This window comes from Mesorhizobium sp. M0563, assembly GCF_040321065.1.
Classification (GTDB): domain Bacteria; phylum Pseudomonadota; class Alphaproteobacteria; order Rhizobiales; family Rhizobiaceae; genus Mesorhizobium.
Genome location: NZ_JAMYQV010000020.1, coordinates 65,455 through 86,556, shown reverse-complemented (window position 1 = coordinate 86,556; position 21,102 = coordinate 65,455). Strand labels below are relative to the sequence as shown.

16 protein-coding genes and 4 pseudogenes are annotated in these 21,102 nt (G+C 60.9%); 5 read left to right on the top strand and 15 right to left on the bottom strand.

What is annotated here, in order from left to right:
- The first annotated feature begins 2 nt into the window (after positions 1 to 2).
- The 3 genes from cysN (at position 3) to NKI50_RS23405 (ending at position 3,218) form a co-directional block, all read left to right on the top strand.
- The gene (gene cysN, locus NKI50_RS23415) at positions 3 to 1,940 is read left to right on the top strand and encodes a sulfate adenylyltransferase subunit CysN (RefSeq protein ID WP_352717715.1); all 1,938 of its coding nucleotides are present in this window, start codon (positions 3 to 5) and stop codon (positions 1,938 to 1,940) included.
- A 10-nt stretch (positions 1,941 to 1,950) separates the two neighbouring features.
- Positions 1,951 to 2,739 carry a 3'(2'),5'-bisphosphate nucleotidase CysQ gene (gene cysQ, locus NKI50_RS23410; RefSeq protein WP_352717770.1) on the top strand — a complete coding sequence of 263 codons (789 nt, stop codon included), beginning with the start codon at positions 1,951 to 1,953 and terminating at the stop codon, positions 2,737 to 2,739.
- A 233-nt stretch (positions 2,740 to 2,972) separates the two neighbouring features.
- Positions 2,973 to 3,218: a type II toxin-antitoxin system VapB family antitoxin gene (locus tag NKI50_RS23405; RefSeq protein WP_352717713.1), complete on the top strand. Its 246-nt coding sequence runs from the start codon at positions 2,973 to 2,975 to the stop codon at positions 3,216 to 3,218.
- A 147-nt stretch (positions 3,219 to 3,365) separates the two neighbouring features.
- On the opposite strand, the pseudogene NKI50_RS23400 reads toward NKI50_RS23405, so the two are convergent.
- Positions 3,366 to 4,951, bottom strand: a pseudogene (locus NKI50_RS23400) (adenylate/guanylate cyclase domain-containing protein).
- 322 nt (positions 4,952 to 5,273) lie between these two features.
- Here NKI50_RS23400 and NKI50_RS23395 point away from each other — a divergent pair.
- Positions 5,274 to 5,462: pseudogene (locus NKI50_RS23395) on the top strand (inositol monophosphatase family protein); the annotation flags it as partial.
- 163 nt (positions 5,463 to 5,625) lie between these two features.
- Positions 5,626 to 5,859 (top strand): DUF6429 family protein, encoded by a 234-nt coding sequence (locus tag NKI50_RS23390; RefSeq protein WP_352717711.1) that lies wholly within the window; start codon positions 5,626 to 5,628, stop codon positions 5,857 to 5,859.
- 418 nt (positions 5,860 to 6,277) lie between these two features.
- Here the strand turns inward: NKI50_RS23390 and NKI50_RS23385 are convergent, their stop codons facing one another.
- The 14 genes and pseudogenes from NKI50_RS23385 to NKI50_RS23320 form a co-directional block, all read right to left on the bottom strand.
- Positions 6,278 to 6,724 carry a class I SAM-dependent methyltransferase gene (locus NKI50_RS23385; RefSeq protein ID WP_352717709.1) on the bottom strand — a complete coding sequence of 149 codons (447 nt, stop codon included), beginning with the start codon at positions 6,722 to 6,724 and terminating at the stop codon, positions 6,278 to 6,280.
- A 119-nt stretch (positions 6,725 to 6,843) separates the two neighbouring features.
- Positions 6,844 to 7,788, bottom strand: coding sequence for a PA3715 family protein (locus NKI50_RS23380; RefSeq protein WP_352717707.1), 945 nt, complete (start codon positions 7,786 to 7,788; stop codon positions 6,844 to 6,846).
- Positions 7,789 to 8,025: 237 nt separating this feature from the next.
- Entirely contained in the window at positions 8,026 to 8,526 is a 501-nt protein-coding gene (locus NKI50_RS23375) for a GYD domain-containing protein (RefSeq protein WP_352717705.1), read from the bottom strand.
- 74 nt (positions 8,527 to 8,600) lie between these two features.
- Positions 8,601 to 9,742, bottom strand: a pseudogene (locus tag NKI50_RS23370) (AGE family epimerase/isomerase); the annotation flags it as partial.
- Between the two features lie 63 nt (positions 9,743 to 9,805).
- Positions 9,806 to 10,162: pseudogene (locus NKI50_RS23365) on the bottom strand (phosphomannomutase/phosphoglucomutase); the annotation flags it as partial.
- 362 nt (positions 10,163 to 10,524) lie between these two features.
- Positions 10,525 to 11,721, bottom strand: coding sequence for a metallophosphoesterase (locus NKI50_RS23360; RefSeq protein WP_352717703.1), 1,197 nt, complete (start codon positions 11,719 to 11,721; stop codon positions 10,525 to 10,527).
- Positions 11,718 to 12,077 (bottom strand): hypothetical protein, encoded by a 360-nt coding sequence (locus NKI50_RS23355; protein ID WP_352717701.1) that lies wholly within the window; start codon positions 12,075 to 12,077, stop codon positions 11,718 to 11,720. Before NKI50_RS23355 ends, NKI50_RS23360 begins: the two co-directional genes overlap by 4 nt.
- 257 nt (positions 12,078 to 12,334) lie before the next feature.
- Positions 12,335 to 13,882, bottom strand: a complete 1,548-nt coding sequence (locus NKI50_RS23350; RefSeq protein WP_352717699.1) for a family 16 glycosylhydrolase — start codon at positions 13,880 to 13,882, stop codon at positions 12,335 to 12,337.
- 935 nt (positions 13,883 to 14,817) lie between these two features.
- Positions 14,818 to 16,062, bottom strand: coding sequence for a glycoside hydrolase 5 family protein (locus tag NKI50_RS23345; protein WP_352717697.1), 1,245 nt, complete (start codon positions 16,060 to 16,062; stop codon positions 14,818 to 14,820).
- A gap of 431 nt (positions 16,063 to 16,493) precedes the next feature.
- A complete protein-coding gene (locus tag NKI50_RS23340; RefSeq protein WP_352549088.1) occupies positions 16,494 to 17,375 on the bottom strand; it encodes an NAD-dependent epimerase/dehydratase family protein in 882 nt (293 codons plus the stop codon).
- A 7-nt stretch (positions 17,376 to 17,382) separates the two neighbouring features.
- Positions 17,383 to 18,999 (bottom strand): Rossmann-fold NAD(P)-binding domain-containing protein, encoded by a 1,617-nt coding sequence (locus tag NKI50_RS23335; protein WP_352717694.1) that lies wholly within the window; start codon positions 18,997 to 18,999, stop codon positions 17,383 to 17,385.
- Complete coding sequence (locus NKI50_RS23330; protein WP_352717692.1) at positions 19,000 to 20,178, bottom strand: glycosyltransferase family 2 protein; 1,179 nt, start codon at positions 20,176 to 20,178, stop codon at positions 19,000 to 19,002.
- A complete protein-coding gene (locus NKI50_RS23325) occupies positions 20,166 to 20,393 on the bottom strand; it encodes a hypothetical protein (RefSeq protein ID WP_352549092.1) in 228 nt (75 codons plus the stop codon). Before NKI50_RS23325 ends, NKI50_RS23330 begins: the two co-directional genes overlap by 13 nt.
- Positions 20,393 to 20,779 (bottom strand): hypothetical protein, encoded by a 387-nt coding sequence (locus tag NKI50_RS23320; RefSeq protein WP_352549093.1) that lies wholly within the window; start codon positions 20,777 to 20,779, stop codon positions 20,393 to 20,395. The genes NKI50_RS23325 and NKI50_RS23320 overlap by 1 nt, the downstream gene beginning before the upstream one ends.
- Positions 20,780 to 21,102 lie beyond the last annotated feature (323 nt).

Sequence of the window (21,102 nt, the reverse complement as noted above, 5' to 3'; positions counted from 1 at the left end):
AAATGCGCCACATCATGGCCAAGAGCCTCGCCCCGACCGATGGCGTCCGCGACTATCTGGCGGCGCAGGAACGAAAGTCGCTGCTGCGCTTCCTGACCTGCGGTTCGGTCGACGACGGCAAGTCGACGCTGATCGGGCGCCTGCTTTCCGATACCAAGCAGATTTTCGAGGACCAGCTGGCGGCGCTCGAGCGCGATTCGCGCAAGCACGGCACCACCGGCGACGACGTCGACTTCGCGCTGCTGGTCGACGGCCTCGAGGCCGAGCGCGAGCAAGGCATTACTATCGACGTCGCTTATCGCTTCTTCGCCACGCCGAAGCGCAAGTTCATCGTCGCCGACACGCCCGGCCACGAACAGTACACGCGCAACATGGCGACGGGTGCATCGACCGCCGATCTTGCCATCGTGCTGATCGATGCCCGCCAGGGCGTGCTGCGCCAGACAAGGCGGCATTCGATCATTGCCTCGCTACTGGGCATTCGCCACATCGTGCTCGCCGTCAACAAGATCGATCTTGTCGGTTTCGACGAGGCGGTTTTTACACGGATCGTCGCGGATTACGGGCAGTTCTCACGCGAGCTCGGCTTCCAAACGATCGTGCCCATTCCGATGTCGGCCCGCTACGGCGACAACGTTACTGGCCGTTCCGATAGGACAGACTGGTTTTCCGGGCCGACGCTGATCGAACATCTCGAAACCGTCTCGGTTGACGAGGCCGCGGTCGAATTGCCGTTCCGGTTTCCCGTCCAATATGTGAACCGTCCCAATCTCGATTTTCGCGGTTTCGCCGGCACCATCGCCTCCGGCTCGGTTGCGCCGGGCGACGAGGTGGTCGTCGCCAAATCCGGCAAGTCATCCCATGTCAGGCGCATCGTCTCGCATGGCGGCGACCTGAGCCAAGCAGTGGCCGGCCAGGCCATCACCCTTGTCCTTGACGACGAGGTCGAGGTCTCCCGCGGCAATATGCTGGTGTCGCCGGCAGCGCGGCCGCAGGTTGCCGACCAGTTCGCCGCCAACGTCGTCTGGTTCGACGAACATGCATTGCTGCCCGGCCGCTCCTACATCCTGCGCACCGAGACCGACCAGACCAGTGCCACCGTCACCGACCTGAAATACCGGGTCAACGTCAACGACTTTGCCCATGAGGCGGCCAAGTCGCTTGAAATGAATGAAGTCGGCATCTGCAACATCTCGACGCGGTCGCCGATCGCCTTCGATCCGTTTGCCGAAAACCGCACCACCGGCGCCTTCATCCTGATCGACCGCATCACCAATGCCACGGTCGGCGCCGGCATGATCCTGCATTCGCTGCGGCGCGCCGAAAATATCCACTGGCAGTCGCTCGATGTCGGCAAACGCGCCCGCGCCGATATGAAGAACCAGCGGCCGGCGGTGTTCTGGTTCACCGGGCTTTCGGGGTCAGGCAAGTCGACCATCGCCAATCTGTTCGAAAAGAAGCTCTTCGCCACGGGGCGCCATACCTACATTCTGGACGGCGACAACGTCCGTCACGGCCTCAACCGCGATCTCGGCTTCACCGACGCCGATCGTGTCGAAAACATTCGCCGCGTCGCCGAAGTCGCGCGCCTGATGGCCGACGCCGGGCTGATCGTCATCGTGTCGTTCATTTCGCCGTTCAGCGCCGAGCGGCGCATGGCGCGCGAACTGATGGCCGAGGGCGAATTCGTCGAGGTGTTTGTCGACACACCGTTCGAAGAATGCGCCAGGCGCGATCCGAAGGGCCTTTATGCGCGGGCGTTGAATGGCGAGATCAAGAATTTCACCGGCGTCGATTCACCGTATGAGGTGCCGGAAAAACCTGAAATCCATCTCGAAACACTCGGCAGATCTGCCGAGGAGATGGTAGAGGCCCTAGAACACTGGCTGATCGAGCGTGACATTACCGAAGACCAATATGATAGCGGCGGCGGTATCTGACGACGAAGCGATGCTCGCCGTCTTCGAGCGCCTTGCCTTGGCGGCGGGGCGCGAGGTGATGCGCGTGTTTCAGGCCGGCTGTGCGGTCGACAGCAAGTCGGACAATTCGCCGGTGACCGAAGCCGATCGCGAGAGCGAGAAGATCATCCTTGCCGGGCTGCGCGCCGCTTTTCCAGAGATTCCATGCGTGGCAGAGGAGGAAGCCTCTGCCGGCATCATGGCGCCGGATCTCGGCGACGCCTTTTTCCTGATCGATCCGCTCGACGGCACCAAGGAATTCGTCAATCGGCGGACCGATTTCACCGTCAACATCGCGCTGGTTCGCCACGGATTGCCGGAGATCGGCGTGGTTTTCGCGCCTTGCACCGGCCGCTTCTTTTCCGGCCGGCCGGGCAAAGCGGAAACGATCGAGATCAATGACGACTACGAGATCGTCGATCGCCAGCCGATTTCGGCAAGGGCCGGTATGGTGCCGCTGACCGTCGTTGCCAGCCGCTCCCACAACACGCCGGAGACCGAGGCGTATATCCGCGCGCTTGGCGCTGCCGAGATCGTTTCGGTCGGCTCGTCGCTGAAATTCTGTCTCGTCGCCGGCGCCGAGGCGGACGTCTATCCGCGCTTCGGCCGCACCATGGAATGGGACACTGCCGCGGGTGACGCGGTGCTACGCGCTGCCGGCGGCATGACGCGAACGCTGGATGGTGCGCCGCTCGCCTACGGCAAGCGCAACCAGAGCGATGACGAGGATTTCGCCAATCCGCATTTCATCGCCAGCGGCAAGGCTGCTAGATCTGGCTAGGCGATGATTGCGCAGTTCCAGACCCGTACGAAAGTGCGGGTGTTGCAAGTGACTTACGGAAGCGACCTCAGATACTGCTCGAGATCTGTAACCACAACGGTACGATCCCCATCCAGCCTACAGTAGGGTCGGCGTGGCGATTCTCTTCGTGTCCGGCCGATGCTGCGGGGCCTTCACACGGTGTATCCAAATTGCTGTATACCGATACACTTGAACGGCTATACGAGCGAGTGATGGCGTTCCACATCAAAAATCACGAGACCGACGCACTGGCCCGCCGGGTCGCCGCACTTAAGAGGACTGGTCTGACAGAGGCCGTCCATGCCGCGCTCAAACATGAGCTTGAGCGCGAACAGGCTAGACCGTCCCTCGTGGAGATCGGCGTCAGGTTCTGCCGTGATCTGCGAGCCCGGGGCAAGCCTGATCACGGCAGGCCCGCCGACAAGGCGTTTCGCGACAGCCTGTACGAGAATGACTGATATTCATCGACGCCTCGGCCCTGACGGCGCTGATGACCAACGAGGATGATGCGCGCGAACTCCTGGCCGGGACCCGGCGCGGCTGAACGGTGTTGAACCGGACTTTACTTGGCTGGCCACGGTCCAGATTGGATCACGTTCAAGAACCTAAAATGCGGCGGGCTTGCTTCGGATGGTTAAGGCCAGGAGCGCCTCCGAAAGTCGTTTCTTCGCCCGCTCCACCCCGTTCTCGTCGATTGCCTCAACATCGAGGAACAAGTCGAGACCAGTCGTATGCTCGCTGATGACCTGAGGGCGCTGGGCGAGTTCACCCAGGAGGCCCTCGACTTCGTAGGGGACAACCTCCCGGCTGATCCCCTTCATGGCAATCGGTGCTAATGGACGCGCCCGGACAAGGTCGCGCACGAGCGCGTAAGTCTCATAGCTGAGGCAGATGCCGCCGGGCTCGGCAATCGACTGCAGCCGGGCCGCCAAGTTCGCCTCGGCTCCAATGATCGTGTAGTCCATCCGATCATCGGAACCGAAGTTCCCAACATTGCAATAGCCCGTGTTGATGCCCATGCGAGCTCGGAAGGGCCGTTCAACTCCGCGGTCATGCCACACCCTGTTCAACTGCTCCAGCCGACGCTGCATGTCGACAGCCATGCGCAAGCAGGCTCTCGCGTCTTCCTCGACGCCCTGCGTCTCGGGGTCTCCGAAGAACACAAGAAGCGCGTCGCCGATGAACTTGTCGACGGTGCCGCCGTGTTTGAGCGCGATCGTCGACATCTCAGTGAAGTACTCGTTGAGGAGAAGCGTCAGGTCCTCGGGCTGGAGCCGTTCCACGATCGCGGTGAAATCCTTGACGTCGGAGAAAAAGATCGTGAGCTTCTTGCGCTCGGTCGCGATGGTGACGTCCTTCTGGCCGCTGAAGATGCTTTTGTAAATTTGAGGCGAAAGATATTTGGCGATCTTCAATGAAATCGCGGCCAGGAAGTCGTTTGCCTCCGAAAGCTCCTTGTTGATGCCCTGAATCAACGCGGACTGCCGACGCTGCAGGAGAATGAACGTCAGGCCCGCCGCCGCCGCGAAACCGAAATATAGGAGCAGATACTTGAAAGTCAGCACGTTCGCAGCAATAGGCTGATTGACTGATATCTCCTGAATCCCTCGGACATCCCTACCTTCCAGTCCGTCTTGGGGCTGTCCGGGTGTGAGTTATGGCAGGTCACGCACACTTGTCCCATTACAACAGGGGCCACGGCGCGGACCTGCCGGTCAAACAGTGAGCCCGAGACCCCGATGATCGGCTCCTTCGGGTTGGCGCGCAAAGCCAAGATTGCATTCCGCTCGAAAACATCGAGCTGGTGGGGCGCGCGACCTTTGAAAGGCAGATCCGAGACGAACCGATATTTGACCGACCCGTCATGAGCGCTGATGCGCTTGCCGAGTTCGATCGAGAGGGTTGCTGGAATAGGGATCGCACCTGGCACCTCCCGATAGTTGTGCGTCGCGGTCACGGCGCCGTTAGCTTGCAGCACGCGTCCCACGACCTCGCTGCCGTAGAATCCGCGCATTTCGTCGATGATCCGGCTGATTTCGCTGGCTTGCCTGCGCAGCATCCGTTCCGATAGGTCTCGGAGGTCGAGCCAGGCTGCGACGGGCAGACCGACAAGGCCGATGACCACTGCCGTCACCAGGAGCGGTCCCATGGTGCGCTGCTGACGCGCAATCTGTTCACCCAGTCCAGCCATTGTGCAAGCCCCCGGCCGTCACAGTATCTGAACTATAGCTCATTCCCGGCACGGTACTAGAGTCAGTCTTGGCTCGATGAGAACACGTCAGCCCTGCAACGTCGGACCGAGCTTGAGCGGTTGTTCCTAAGCCCGACCCTCACAGCAGATTTCGCATTCTGGCCCTAGACGGGCAGTGAATCAGTGAGGGGATGTCGCAAAGTCGGTTGTGGCCCGGAATGCGCTCCGCGATAACCGCTCAGGGGTCAAAAATTCACCTCTGGCAAGGTTGAGACTTCTGCGGCCGGAGAGCGCGTCGGAAAAGAAAGTGTCCCGCCAAACGTATCCGCGTTTCGGCCGCACTATGGAATGGGACACCGCGGCGGGTGACGCGGTGCTGCGCGCTGCCGGCGGCATGACGCGCACGCTGGATAGCGCGCCGCTCGCCTGCGATAAGCGCAACCAGAGCGACGACGAGGATTTCGCCAATCCGCATTTCATTGCCAGCGGCAAGGCTGCCACGGCCGCTTAGCACGACGGTGAACCCCGTTCCCCGGCTCGTCGCCCGCGCGAGCGACGCCGTCGCGCACGCGACGCCTGAGTGAGGCACTTGTTTTCAGCCGAACGCGCGTGGCAGGGAGTAACTATCCGGTGTGGATCGTGGCAGAGGCCCTTTCGCGTGTTAGACTGCTTGCATGGAGATCGACACCGACAAGATCGACGAAGCCGTTCTGGGCCTGCTTTGGCTGACGCTGCATGAAGAGAGGCGCGTCTGGAAGGGATTCGATTGGAGCGCTCTGGATCGCTTGCACCAGAAGGGGCTGATCGCGAATCCAGCAAACAAGGCGAAGTCAGTGGTTCTGACAGATGAAGGACTGCGGCGTGCGCAGGAGCTATTCCGAACCCTGTTCACCCGTTCGGCGCCATGAGCCATGAGCGCTGGGAGGGCGCCGCGAGATGATGACGCACCTGGCTGAATTTCGATAGTGGCGGCGCGCTGACCGCAGGCGGGACGGCCAATGCTCTCGCCGTGGCGGCCAAATTCTTCTTTCGCCACTTATGCCAACGGGCGCATCCTGGCCGTCAAGGCACTAGCAGAAAACACCGTAGCCGCAACCCTCAATGTCATCGGTATTGGCGCGAAGTCATCCGCAAGATGGTTTCTGCCGGCGAATCAGCGCCCCCCGGGCCGAGCTGCAGGCAGGCAGCTGGTCTGCGCCCGCTGCTGGCACATGGATGTTGGTGGGCAGACTACCACAAGGAATGTGTCATCATGGCTGCGGATTTCCGAAGGCAGGTTTCTCAAGAACGAGCACATGACTACCAAGAGGGGATATGTGAGTGCTCTTAACTTGGAATCCCTCGTCGGACAGCGTTTCGATGAACGCGGGCAACAACGTTTGAGGTGCGCCTCACAATATTGGAAAGCACCCTTCGCGCCTTGCCTGGGCCGATGTTGCGCTGCATGTGCTGATAGACGGCCAGCAGCAGGACGATATCGTATTTCGGTAGAAGGATATTGCCGAGGCGCCGGCTGCCAAGATTCAGGCGATCGAACCGGGCATGCACCGGGGAGCAGCTCAATAACATTTTTGCAGTCTGGATGTGCGGCTTGGCAATGTCGATCCCGTGGATCGAGCTGGGTTTCAGCTTGGATATCTCATAGGCGACAACACCCATATTGCAGCCAACATCGAGAATGGATTTCCCGGCGTAGTCGACCTTTGCGGAGAATAGCCCGTCCAGTCTGTCGTCCCACGTTCCGGCAAAACAATCTTGACCACCACAAATCATCAGCTCCTTTGGGAAGAGCCCCCTTGAGCGCCTCCTACCACGAGAGAATTAATGGTCGATACCCATTCAACTGGAATTGATCACATTGACGAACCAAGGCAGGGACGTGTGCGGCGGCGTCACAATCCCATCACCCTGAGTGCCGCGGGAACCGAATAGCGGCTGCCGTCATAGCGCAGCCGGTAGGTCCGCTTCACAGACTTGGCGGGATGGGACTTGCATTCGCCATCTTTGTCGGGGGAGGGATTGTCGGTATCCGTCCGCTCGACCGCAATGATGTCACGATAGCCGTGATGGCTCGCCGGGCTCATCGCCAGGCTGACCTGGCTGGAATGAAACGATCCGGCGCAACTGGCATCGCCTTCGCCGCCATGGCCGGCGACCACGAGGCCGTCGAGCACCAAGCGCAGCGCATCGGTGGCGACGGCATAGAGCCGCAGGTCGGTTTCAGTGAAGGGAGTAGCCTGCGAATGGTTTGCCACTTCGATGCGCAGGCCGAAGGCGGTGGCGTCAGGGGCCAGTGCATAGCGGCCGGTGTCGAATTCCACCTTACGGATCGCGATGGCATCATCGGTCATCAGTCCAGGCTGAAGCAGGCGCTGGCGCACCCGCAGGCTCTTTCTATCGACGACCAGTAGCTCGATGTCGCCAACATGCAGGTGGTCGCTGTTAGCGCTGTCGATCAGCGGTACCGCGACCAAAAGCAGGTCGTCATGAGCCGGCCAGATCTTGCAGGCCAGGCCGAATGGCGCATCGCTCTCCGGGAGCGTTGAGGCGATGCTCGTATGGGGTACAAGCGTGAACGAGGCGCCGTCGGCGCTCTTTCGGGCCTTGGGATAGGCCTGCTGCACCAGGGCGGCGGCATCGCCGCAATCGCCGGCCGCTGCCCGGGCGGGCGACAGGCTGGCGAGGGCGGCGCCGAGCAACAGGACAGGCAACACTATTCGCATGGAGTTCTCGCGTCCCAGGGCCGGGTTCGGCCAGGGCCCTTCTACGCGAGATTGGTGGCGGCGCACAGGGTGTAGGGAAGTGACGGCTAGCTCCACCCGCTGCGTCAGGACCATAGGTATCCTGGAAAGTCGTAAAGTCCGAGCTCGCTTAGGAACGGTGATCATGAGAACGCCGCCCGAGCGGCCAATTTTTGCCAATGCTGTTCGAGCTACCTGAAACAGATACTGACAATGTGATCTCGGTTGCCTTGTCGCGCTCCGATTAGATAAAGAAGCGCTCCGACAAGAAACCCTACAAAACCGGACCTAGCCGATCCGTCGGGCGCACCTTCTAGGGTGTACATTCCAAAATTAACTCGGCATGACCTCCGTTTCTGACCGCCTGAGCCGGGCGCGTTCGCTGTCGGCGCGGTATTGAAGCAGAACCAATGCCGCGCCTGCTTCGGCTTTCCGAAACCCCGCCTTGTCTTTCCTTGAGACTTGGCAGCACGGCGCGTTCAATCGGAACCGTGCTGCCTTCAATGTACAGCCAGTCCCATCAGCCGGCGAGCTTGTAAACTCCGGCAGCCTTTTGGCAGCTGCGAGCACCGCCTTCATGTCGGGTTCTTCGAGGACAACGAGGTCGTTTACCCAGCCGCTTGCCCGCACCGCCAGTGCTAGGTCCATCCCATCGGCCTGGTCCGGAACCTCAGCATTGACGACAATATCATAGGCGCCGCGAGTAAACATCATACCGGACACCTTGCCACCAACGCTTTCCAAAATCGCCTTGATTGCAGCTTCTCGGTCTGAGCCTTGTATCAATCCCTTATAAGCATGGGGCGGATAGTTTCCCAGGATTGTCACTTTCATGGGTATTCCTCCCTATCTTGTACTAGTTTCGTTATTGATCGTTTGACCAACACGGAGCTACGCGGACGGTTGGGTCAGCCGTAACCCTGCATCGCAACGCTCTTGCTCGTATCCAAAGCTGGCAGCGGGAAAGGTTCGACCTGCCCTCCGGTCTTGTCCAAATACTGCATTAAGGCCGTCACGAGGTGGTAGAAAATGCTCGGGGACCTCCGTTGCCAGTGACCTTCCGCGCTCGTCAATCCTGTCGATCCACAAGCCAAGCGGTGCGGGAACGATATGCCATTTGAAGAGGCGGGCGACACGAGCTTCGATCTCGGTTTTCAGATCAGGCCCGCCGATGCCGTCCAGGGCGACGGCCGCCTTGACGGCTTCGCATTGCGGCCAGCTGCGGGAGAGCCGGTCGAAGGGAATTCCCTGCCGCGACACAGCTGCATAAGCCAGGCCCGTGGCCCGGTTTCAATCCGCTGGCGATCGCCGACGAATAGAGCTTCCTGGCGTAGGCTGCCAAGTCTTTCTGCCCGCTTGCCCGCGCGAACTCGACGAGGAGCGAAGCCCATTCGAAATCGAGCCCTGGTTCGGTCCACTGTCCCTCGTCTCCCGGCAACGGTAGCCAATTGACGTCGAAATGTTCCCCAAGCGTCCAGCTCTCCTGGTCGAAAAAATGGCACCGGAAGAGATCGACGACACGTGCCGCCCGACGGAGATATGCACGCTCGCCGGTGACGTCATGCCAGGCAAGGAAGGATTCCAGCATGTGCATGTGCGGGTTCGAGTACCGCACCCCCTTCCAGCCGGGGGTCCCGAGGAAGCCGTTCAGGCTGACATCCTCGAGATGGGTGTCGATGAAATGGAACGTCTCTTGTGCCAGCTGCAGGGCATCCTGATGGCCGCATCGGTGAGCATGGGCAAGCGCCAGGAGCAGGCAGGAATGGTCGTAGGCGTCCTCCGTCGGGTCAGCCACGCTGCCGTCGGAATTAAGGGTGCGCACCCAGCCACCGCGATCGGTGCGGCCGTCTCTGGCGATGCCGCCGTTCAGGTCGAGCGGACCGATGTCCGAGATAACGCGGTCGGCATGCCGTTCGGAGGCTATCAGATAGATCGGCGTCTCGCCGTCCGACCGCGCCTTGGGGCGTCGGACAGTCTTCGCGAGCATGGAGCCGTCGCCCGAAAGGTCGTGGAATTGCTTGAGATTGTCTTCGCGCGAGAGCGGCCACAGCCGTGACCCGACGCCCCCGCTCATGACAAAACTTACGATCCGCTCCGGCATGGCCCAGTCCTCTCAAAATGTCTGGTTGTAGGCTCCGACCTCTGGATTGCGGCGCAGCACGGCATCGACAGCCTCGAACATCTCGCGACGTCGTTCCGGCGAGACAGGGCTTTCCACGACGACAACAATTTCCGCCTTGTTCGACGAGGCCCTGACCAGACCCCACGTGCCGTCTTGGGCAAAGACACGCACCCCATTCATGGTGACGAGATTGGCCAGCGGCTGGCCAGCGAACTCGATCCCGTCCGCCTTCATTTTGGTGAATTCCCCGACAACTTTCGCGACCACGTCGTATTTGAGCTCGTCGGCGCAGTGGGGCGACATGGTCGGCGTGCCGAAGGTCAGCGGCAGATCGCGGTAGAGGTCGGCCTTCCGATGGCCGAAAGGATCTCTCGCCCAAGCGTGGGGTTTTGTATTCTGGAGGTGCTTCCTGCTCAGGCGCTGACGACAAGGGTGGGCTGCTAGATGCCGCTGACCGCATTCAAGTTCCCGTTGCGCGAGAATGTCGACGAAAGGCGTTTCGGACGCCTGGCTCGCCTTCTCAAGGGCATTCAAGTGGAAATCGAGAGGGATCAGCGGAACTCCGTTTGTCCGGAGAAAGGATGATGGACTGCGCCGCGTTCGTCTTGGACGCGATGGGAACACGGCGAAACCCCGACCGCATGTACACGACCATCAATACCTCACGCGGAACGGTCCGCGGACGGCAGGTCTCTCTGGAACAGCAGACGTCATTCTTCGATAGGACGAGAGCCCGTTTTCGGCGGGCCGATATCGACGACCATGATCTCCGGCGAGACGCCGAAGCGCACCGGCAGCCACGATACGCCCAAACCCCCGGATACGACCATGTGCCGCCCACCCTCGACGACATGCCCGTAGGCGAAGCGCTGTCCGTAGGCTGAATTGATGATGGGGGGTCCGATGAATGGCAAGCGCACCTGTCCGCCATGTGTATGGCCGCATAACGTCAGGCTGACACGGTCAGGGACAGTAGTGAAGATGTCCGGTTCATGCGCAAGGAGCAATATCGGATTGCCGTCGTCCGGTATTGCGGCCATTGTTCCAGGCAGATCGTCGACGCCCTTGTACACGCCGCGAGAAAACTGCATGGCCCACTGGTCGCCAAGACCCGCGAGCCAGAATGATGGGCCATCCTGCTGCCGGATAAGCGTGGCGGTGTTCTCGAGGACCGGAATGCCATTGTCGACGAGGGCTGCGCGGACGCTATCGACACCGTGCCACCAGTCGTGGTTGCCGAGAATGGCGTGGCAGCCGAGTGGCGCGGAAAGTTTCGAAAGGGAATTGCCCCAAACAGTGTCGGGCACGATCCCGGTGGCATAGCGCGGCAGTACGCCCATCACATAGTCGCCAAGGAGAAGGATGATATCGGGCTGCAGGCTATTCGAAACAGCGACGATCTCGTCGATCCTGGAAACCGGCATCCAAGGCTCGCAGGCGTGGATGTCAGCGATCACGACGATGCGCAGGGGCTTGGCAGTGGTCGGCCAGCGCGGCGGTAGGACCTTGTAGCGAGTGACACGCAGTCGAAACCGAGGTTCAATCGCGAGGGCATAACTCGCCAGACCGAATGTCGCGAGCGACACGGCGCCAAAGAGCTTCAGGAATGAGCGCCGCGACGTTAGCATTTGTATTTTCCAGCACAACGAGGTCGGTTTTAGAGATCGCCACGAATTCAGCTGCGGCAGCCCGACCAAATCAACCTGTTGGAGGCCTCGCGGCTGAATAGTTTCCCAAATCGGCGTCACCTGCAAGCATTGGTGTGATTGCGCACGGGAGGGAGCTCGGGTTACGACACCGTCAACCGCTCCGACTTGCGACTGATCTCGGACGGATGGTGTAGTTCCATTCCGGATGGAATGGGTCGCCTTCAGATCGTCGAACGCCTCCATCTCGGCATCGCTCACTTGATACCTTTCGTCGGTCGCGGCATCGACTGCGCTTCCAGCTTCAGGCCGGTGACTGCGATCAGCTCGACCACGCCTATGCGTTCGACAAGGGGCCGTTCACGCCAGGGTTGCGTGATGTGGCAGACCAGGGTTGTTCGATGTTGCTCCACATCTGCCCCGCGGATAGGATCCAATGTGGAGCGCGAGGCCTGTCTCGCGAGCCCCTCGGACCGCTCCATCCAACGCGCGCCATGATCTTGGCCGACACACGATAGGCAGCGCCGCAAGGCCTTGGGAGAGATGTCTCTCGATGACCGAAAGACCAGTTCCTCTCGCCGCCACGGCGTCAGACAGGTATTCTTGTGGATGTTCATTTCGGATCCTCCGGTGAGTGCTGAAGCTTTGTAACCCCAGTCTCCTCGGTTCGGTCCGAATGGACAACCTACAGAAAGCTCACAACTAGAGCCTGTTCCATCCCGATGGCATCGGGATGGAACCCCATCTCTTTTTTGAGCAGATCTTCTCCGAAAACGGGGCTCCCGCCTTTTGCTACGCTGACTTCGGTTCGGGATCATGGCTCTGAGGTGCTGTTTATCCAGTCCTTATTTGGCCACGGCAGCCCCGCGTTTCTTCAGGTCACATAGAATGAGGCTGCGCCGAGCGAGAGATGTGGGGAAAGGGTGGCGAACTGTATTTGAGATGCGCCGCCGGCCCCGTCACTGTCGAAAGAGAGCGCCCCAGTTTCACTGTTGTAGATGATATGATCGGAACTGTCATGCGCGGCTGCACCAACAAAGAAAGCTTTGGATGGAAGTCCTCCCGACTGAAGCCCGGCAAAAACGGTATCGCTCAGATGGAACGTATCCTGGGAGCGCTTGAAGTCGGTGATCTTATCGACATTGCCGGCTCCAAGAGCAGTATTGAACGAGAAGGCATCGTGGCCTCCGTAACCGGTCAAGACGTCGGGGCCGAGCCCGCCATTGATGACATTGTTGCCGGCATTGCCCTGGATGGTCTGGGCGAACTCGTTGCCGGTGAAGGATATCGCCTTCGTGCCGGACGGGTTGCTGGTGGCGAGATGTTCGATCTCCGAGCCAGCCGAAAGCGCATAGCTCACCGAGGCGATCACACTGTCGTTGCCGCCGCCCACTGCCTCAACCACCTTCTCGTTGGCATTATCGACATAATAAGTGTCGTTGCCGCCATAGCCGATCATCGTGTGGCCGCTGTTTCCATGCAATACATCCGCGCCGCTGGTGCCGTACAAGGTGCCATCGCTGGTGCTGCCGGAAGTTGGGATAGACCCAGTCTCGGTCCCGGTCGTCCCAGTGATTGGGGGAGCGACGTTCGCGCCCGTGACGGTGTCGCCGCTGCCGGCCTTTTGATAGAGCTGAATCTCATCGACCTGCATCTGCATCGACGAAGGGGTCGAGCTGTCGAGAGCCGTGTGCCATCCGGCCGTGTTCGAATTCGCGACTCCATTGTTCATGATCAATTCCATCGGCTCATTCGGGATCGTCGCCTGTGCGCTGGTGACCTGCGCCATCTGCTTCCCGTCGAGATACCAGGTGATCGATTTACCGGGATCCCAGTTGATGCCGTAGGTGTGGAAGCCGGCCGTGAGGTCGACGCCGCTGTCGATGCTCGCGCCGACCCATCCAGATGGGCCGTGAAGGTGCCAACTGAAGTTATTGTCAACCGGGCCGGAGCTTTCGGTAAACCCGCCTTCGTGCATATCGATCTCGAAATTGTCGCCGCTGCTGCCGGCGCCTTGGCCGGGCAACAGCCAGAGGGCTGGCCACGCGCCGTCGCCGCTCGGCGCCTTCATGCTGACCTGAAGGTAGCCGCCGTTGAATTCGAAGTTGCCGTAGCTGCTGACTGCGCCGGACGTGACCGGGAATGTCTGTGCCGTCCCATTGTTTATGCCGCTGACGGGCTGTTTGATCGCCGTGAGATTCAACTGCCCGTTGCTCACGGACACTTGGCTCGGCATGTCGTAGTCGGCATAATACGTCGCGCCGACGCCGCTGCCTCCTGATCCATTGCTGTTCCATGGCCAGCCGTTGGCGGCATTGCTGGTGGTATAGGTATGCCAATCGCTGTCGAGCGCCGTGCCGGAGAAGTCTTCCTCGAAGACCAAGTCGCTAGACGCAAAGCCTATGGGGGCGGAAAGAGCCATTCCGTGATCCTTATTTGGGGTTGAAAACAGGGAATTTCGACGACCGCGCACCCCGAAGGCGCGACATGCCGCATGCTCGCAGCTAGGCACCGCGAACGGATTTCAAAGTAGCAGAGCTTTGGAAGTCCTCGCTCAGACATTGTTGTCGAGCGAGCTTAACGTTGAACTCGCCATCGAAAGTGAGGTTTGGCGGCGGGAATGCCCATCAGGCCCTCCCTTGAATCGGTGGCGCTGCCGACGCACGCAAAGTGTTCAACGGTTCGAGCCGCAGCCGAGTTGAAGTCGAGCGCAGCACTTCCGGCGGACGCACCGCCCCGCTTGCCGTTTAGTAGAAGCAACAGTAGATCCTTAGTTCATTTCGCTTTTTATTTTTTATTCCACCTGCGCCCTAAGTAAAACGCAGGCATTTTCGCTTCATGACTTACATCGCACCGTCTTGTACCACACGTGAAGTGATTATTAAGGACAATGTACGCAAGCCAAGCGACTTTTACTGCCATTTGCGGCGAGAATGAGGCTGGGCGAAAACTTATTAACACCTTCTAATACAGGAGATGCGGCCTGTCGAAATGGCGGAACGTGGCCCTAGGGCGCGCGGACGCTTCGTCGCCGCGGGACGGCCCGCGGATTGTCAAATTTGAACCGCGCAACCAGTCGCCAAAGCTCCACCTTGTGGCCGTCTGCTAACCGCCTGGCGTGCTCTTTCGCCGCATCGTCGTCTGTGCAAGCAAGGTTGACCCCCCATAAGCTGGCCGTGTTCGTCCAGAACGTAGACACGAATGCGGCATCGCTTGTCCTGACCGGCGACAACGTTCTGACAGTCAGCCTCGCTTTCACGCGCGGAGCGCCCGTTGCGTGCGGACGGACGCGACCGCGCAGTTCAACTCGTGCCAGCGGTCGAGCGTGTGCGCACAAATGATGACGGAGGGCTTCAGTCATGGGACTTGCGGGCTGAGTTCTAAGGCCCGGCTGGTTTCGCGGGTCTGCGTCGCCCGAGCCGTGGCGGCTTTGAGGATGTTCCAGAGCGCGCTTCCGTCATTGTGGACATCGAACTGGTCGTATTCGTCGACGGGAAAGTGTCCGCTGTCCTGCCGCGAGACCAGCCGCCACACGATCCAGCCGGCGCAGTTGCGATTGCGCGTCAGCGTGTCGAGCCACATGGCGTAAGCCTCGGCGAAGTCCCGATTGGAGCGGGCATAGCCGAATTCCTCCAGAAGGACCGGCTTCTTGGCGCGGGCCGCCAGCTGGCAGAACTCGGTAATCATGTCGTTGAATTGCTGGACCGTGAGGTCGTAGTAAAGCGGGTAGCCGTGCCAGGTCCCGAAATCGAGGGACGGGATCGTCAAATCGGAGAGCTTTTTGAGAATGTTGGCGTTCCCTGAGCTGACAAGGTGATTGGAATCGAGGGACTTCACGTAGGCCGACATTTCGGCAGTCCAGGCCAATCGCAAGGCCTCTGGCTGCGCATTGCCTTCGTTCATCAGCTCCCAGGCCATGATGGTTGGATCATCCCGGTAGGCGAGCCCGGTGAGCGGGTTGACCCTCTGCACGACGTGGCTGACCCAACTCTTGTAGTCGCGCTTCGTGCGCGGATCTTCGAAGAAAAACGTGGACTCGTCCCGGCTCCCATACCAAGCCCGCATCTGCTGGGCGCCACCCGTGTAGTTCCAGAAATCCAGGAAGCCGATGATGAGCCTCAGGCGTCGCTTGCCGGCCTCGGCGATGAGGAAATCAACCTTCTGCATGCCCTTGGCGCCGTCATTGATCGCCATCCCGTTCGTGCGAGGGTCCCAGGAGAGCAGGTACGTGCCTCTTACCGCGAGATTGCTGGCATCGGCCTCGAGCCGCCAGTTCCAGATCGTCGCGATGCTTCCGTCTGGCGACCCGATCACCGGCTGGAGGAAGATGCGAACCACATTGGCGCCCATCGCCACCGCGTCCTCGAGAACGCGGGTGACCTCATCCTGCGACCCGTAGGTCAAATAGTGGTTGTTCACGCCGGTCACGAAGAACGGCCTGCCGTCGACGGTAAACTCCGTGCCCGAGGTCTTGATGAAGGACGTTGCCGACAAGCTGTCCGGGGCGCTCACGGCTGCCGGAACAGATAGCAACGCGAACACCAGCACGCGCAGTCCGGCGTTGCGCAGCTCACTTTTCACTCGTTGCCAGTCGACAATCATCCCGGCATGTGGCTCTCACCGGGCGCCGAGTGCAACGGCCCCGAAGGATTACCTCCTCTGGCTCCGGGGTGCGATGCGCTCATGCTCTGCGGGAAGCATTATGGGACAGAAGCACGCCGCAGCCTTGCCGGGATGGCACGGGTTGCCCCGGCGGCCTGTGAGGCGAGCGCTGCTCTCGCGAAGGAAAAGGGGCATTTCCCTCTTTACGATCAGGAGCGGTATCTCGCCCGCCCCTTCATAAGCCCTTCATAAGGGGGCTGGACCGGGATTGTGCGTGACGCGATCGCAGCAAACGGCATGCGCAACCGCTTTCTTCTTGCGATCGCGCCGACGGCACATTTCGCTGTGCGGGTAATATCTCTGGCGCATCGAGCCGGTTTTCGACCAGGAGTGTTGATGCAACGTCCTAGATTATCAAGCGATGTCCTAGATTAAGGTCGATCGCCGTCCAGCGAGAAGCACCGAAACTCAATTCCGAGCTCCTTGAGCCGCTCTACGCCGGGAACCTCTGCCGTCGGGTGCACGAGCCCAAGGATTGAATCGGATCGGAAGGGTAGGGGGAGATGCAGGGCCTCAGCTGCCTTGAGGACGCCACTGACAAGCTGCCAGGGCACGGGGACGGCGCGCAGTGTTCTGCCTTGTGACGCGGCGATTTCTTTCATGAGCCGTCGGAACGGTACCGGTTCGGGGTTGGCCAGCCCTACCGGTTCCGGCAGGGGCATGTCCGACTCGACAATACGCACCATGGCAGCTGCCATGTCCGCCTCATGCACGGTGAACTGATGGGAGCGTGCCCCGATGAGAGGTGTGACCGGCAGGTTGGTGAGCTTGCGCAGCGCGCCTATCATCCCGCCCCAACCGGGGCCGTACACCAATCCGAGGCGGGTGGAGACACCTCCCAGACTGCTAGCGGTGCGCTCGCAAGCTAGCTTGGCCTGACCGTACAACTGTCGAGTTCCCTTATAAGCGGACATCGAGGAGATAAAAATGACCCGGCGAACCCCTGCGTCGGCGGCATTGCGGAGGAGGTGCTGCGACCCGGACACATTGACACCCCACACATCGCCGGCGCTGACGAGAGTCAGGTCCCATGCACCGTGGATGAGCACATCTAGGTCGCTGAATGCGGCCGCCGACGGCGGGCGCTCGATCTCGTATGGGCGCCACTCGCCGACGCCGACCGTTGCGGCGGCAGATTCGGAGGTCACCCGGTTCGGACGGGCGAACGCGATGACCTCATGCCCTTCTTCAGCGAAGGCGGCACGCAGGATGGTCCCGACATACCCGTTAGCTCCCGTGATGCCGATCCGCATTGAACGCTCAACCCTTCAGTTCCATCGCTTCGCAGGCGATGCGATGAGAATTGGCCATCACCGTCAGGGTAAAGGTAGTAGCTGGAACATTTGGGAAAACGGACCCGTCGATAAGATGGATCCGGTCCCAGCGCGCCAGCCGCCCGAGGCGGTCTGTCGTAGCATTTCCAGTATCCGGCTCACTGGCGTGGGGAAAGCTGCCGCCAAAGTGGTAGCTCTTGGCCCCGCCCGACCACAGCATCTTCCGCGTGATTGGCCACAAGTCAAGGTAAGGTGCCGCCCTCCAAATCCGCTTTATTACGTCAGAGAGCATCAGAGGCACGTCTTTGCCCCTGGCCTTGGCCCCGCTGAAGCCCTCCGAAGTGAGCGTGATCTGGGGAAGCTCGTCAGGAGCTGCGGGCACCCGGGCGGTGACCCGGATCTTGGGTGATGCCCAGGACGGCAAGTAGCCCAGGCCTACCGTCAACCGGCTCAGGAGCCGATGCGTCGCGAAGGCGGCGGCGCGGTGTTGGAGGAAGCCGGGTAGCGCATCGTAGTACGCCTGGTTGAACGGATAGAAGTGAATCTGTGAGACATCGAAGCCCTCATCGTCCCGGGCGATGACCATGTTGAACTGGTTGAGCGTGAACTCGGGCCTTATACGTGGGTCGGGGGTCGGCTTCACGGATATCATTGGAAGAATGAACTGAGCCGATTCCGAAAGATGTACCGGCTGGTCCGATCCGAGCGAGCCCAAGATCAGCCGAGTGGTCCCAATTGCTCCGCAGCCCACAAAGATCCGGTCGGCTGTGAATCGCTGGATCCGGCCGCTGGACAGATCCCGGGCCTCCACGATGGCTGTGTCGGCCTCCTGGTCGACTCGCACCGCGAGCAGCCCGCTGTGGTAGTCGATCCTCCCGCTGCGCCTAAAGCGGTCGAAGCTGTGCGAGGCCGAAAAGACTAGCGACCGCGGGCACCCGGTCATGCACAGGCCGCAGGGCTGGCATTCGGGCGCTGAGAAGGCGAGCCGGGCGCGGCCTATCGCTATTCCTGTGGAGCGCACACGATCGCGGTGCCGTTCGTAGTTGGCCAGGACCATCTGCGTCCGCGGTGCCAGGGGCGGAAGGGGGTCCGGGGATCCGATGAGCGGGAACCACTCCTCGAGATCGTCGGACTCTCCAGCGAAAGGAATGTGACCCAGGATGGTCCGATAGTGCTCTTGCATATCCGAGAAGCCGAACGGCCATCTTTTGAACGTGGCGGCGCTGAAGGGCATAATCTGGGCCCCCCAGACATTGCTGAACCCCCCGTAGGCGCTTGAGATGACAGCTGAGTTGACTCTACCCTCGCAGTGGACGCCGTCGAGCTGGCCCTTGTTGACAAACGGGAAATCGGATCCATAGCTTCTCTTTTCCGGCAGCGAATCGGACCGGACCTGCTTGGGTTGCAGGCTGACCCGGCGGACGTCCTCCTCATCCCAGTCGCCGACACGCAGCTTGGACAGCCTGGAGATTACCTCCTGCGTCTCCGCGTCCAGCACTGTGCCCGGATCGAACACGGTTATCTTCTCATCCGGCTTCTCGGACAGCGCCAACACGGCGGCGGCTGCAGCTGGACCCGAACCAATGATTATCGAAGACGGCATTTATTTCCCTCGCCCACCGGCTTGCGCGGCTGTGTCCAGCATCTGCTTGGTTGCCTGTTGGCGCTGCCGGCGCATTCGCCGCGCCAGTTCGATCCGGCCGGCGACGTGGCCTGCCGTGGCCAGCCCCACGCCAGCGATTATCACCGCGGACCGGGCCAGCCCGTGGGCATCACCCTTGGCCGCTTGCGAAATCCCCCGCGGTACGCCCTTGGTCAGTGCGTACCAGACGAAGCGGGCCTCTGCACTCAGTGTGGCGGCGTCGCCCATCTGGGCGAAGGCCTCGACCTTCCCCTTGTTGACGAAGAAGCAGCGGCGCCAAAAGTACTTCCAAGTCGCCCGTGAGGCGGGTACGAAGTGGCGGACGGTCGCCGCCGGTTCGTAAATGACCGCCGCACTGCCCTTGATGTGCGCCACGCGGTGGCACATGTCCATGTCGTCGTGATTGTCGGAGTGGAACCCTCCCACCTGCTCGAGGAGGGTCCGCCGGACCGACATGTTGGCTCCTATGAGATGAGCCAAAGGGCCTCGGCTCGTCGGGAGGCCGTCATAAGCGCATCCGAACACCCAGTCGAACTGCACGGGGAACCAGGCCGGGCGGCCAGCCTTGAAAACCGGCATCGGACGCCCGCCGACGGCGCCGATGCGCTCATCCTGGTACGGGGCGGTGAGAATCGCGAGCCAGTCCTTGTCGGCCGCTGCATCGTCATCCAAGAACGCCACGATGTCTCCGGCAGCTGTCTCGGCTGCCGTGTTTCGGGCCGACCCCAGGTGCCCGTCGTACTTGTTCTGGATCACCCGTATCGGAGGGGTGGATGCGGCGAAGTCAGCCCAGTACGCGGCACAATGGTGGAAAAGGGTCTCATTATGGTCGATGCATACGATGATCTCGCAGGGTTGCAAGGTCTGCTCCTGAACCGACGCCACCGACTGAAGCATCAGCTCCCATCTGTCCACGGTGTAGGCACAAATGATCACTGAGATCGTGGGGGAGGGCGGGACCTGCCGGTGTTCGCTGCAGACGTGATCCTCGGTCTGCCCGGTTTTCGATCCAGGCTGATCGGTTGTGGCAACGGCAACGTCATGATCGCGGCGGGCGCCATCGATACTTAGCTTCCGGACGTGGCCCTCTTGGCCACCGCCAATCGGCAGATAGGATTGCGCACGCATCAAGATACGCATCCACGAATTCTCCCGACTTGAGCTGCCAATGTCGGCCCAAACTCTTCGATAAACGGTGCGATGGTCTTGGTTTTGACAAGCCAGGCTTCCACGCGCTGGATTCGGCCCACCCGGAAACCTGTTTTCAGCATTAAGACCACCAGGGCCGAGGTTTGCGCCACAGAGCCTCGAGGCGGCCGCCCGGCACCAAGCACGCGCGGATCGGCGTAGGGCATCAGCAACTCGTCCAGCCAGCGCTCGCGAGATCGCCAGCCTCGGCCTCGAGCCGCCAGTTCCAGATCGTCGCGATGCTTCCGTCTGGCGACCCGATCACCGGCTGGAGGAAGATGCGAACCACATTGGCGCCCATCGCCACCGCGTCCTCGAGAACGCGGGTGACCTCATCCTGCGACCCGTAGGTCAAATAGTGGTTGTTCACGCCGGTCACGAAGAACGGCCTGCCGTCGACGGTAAACTCCGTGCCCGAGGTCTTGATGAAGGACGTTGCCGACAAGCTGTCCGCGGCGCTCACGGCTGCCGGAACAGATAGCAACGCGAACACCAGCACGCGCAGTCCGGCGTTGCGCAGCTCACTTTTCACTCGTTGCCAGTCGACAATCATCCCGGCATGTGGCTCTCGCCGGGCGCCGAGTGCAACCGCCCCGAAGGATTACCTCCTCTGACCTCGCACGGCCCGTCGTCGTTCGGGCATAGTGGTGCTTAGCCGATTCCGGTCGCTCGAGTATGGACCCGTGCTGTCAGACATCGCTCCCAACCAAGAGTTCGGCTCCTCGTATTGGCGAGTCCCCGCGGTAGTAGCAGGTGGGAAGTATTCTCGCGCTGTGGCGAGCGCTGTGGCTTTTTATCTCCCTCCCTGGCTCGCGGGCCCGCCGACAGCTGGCAAGGCGCCTCGCTCGAGGTGGTTCTCGTCAAAGCTGTCGTCTT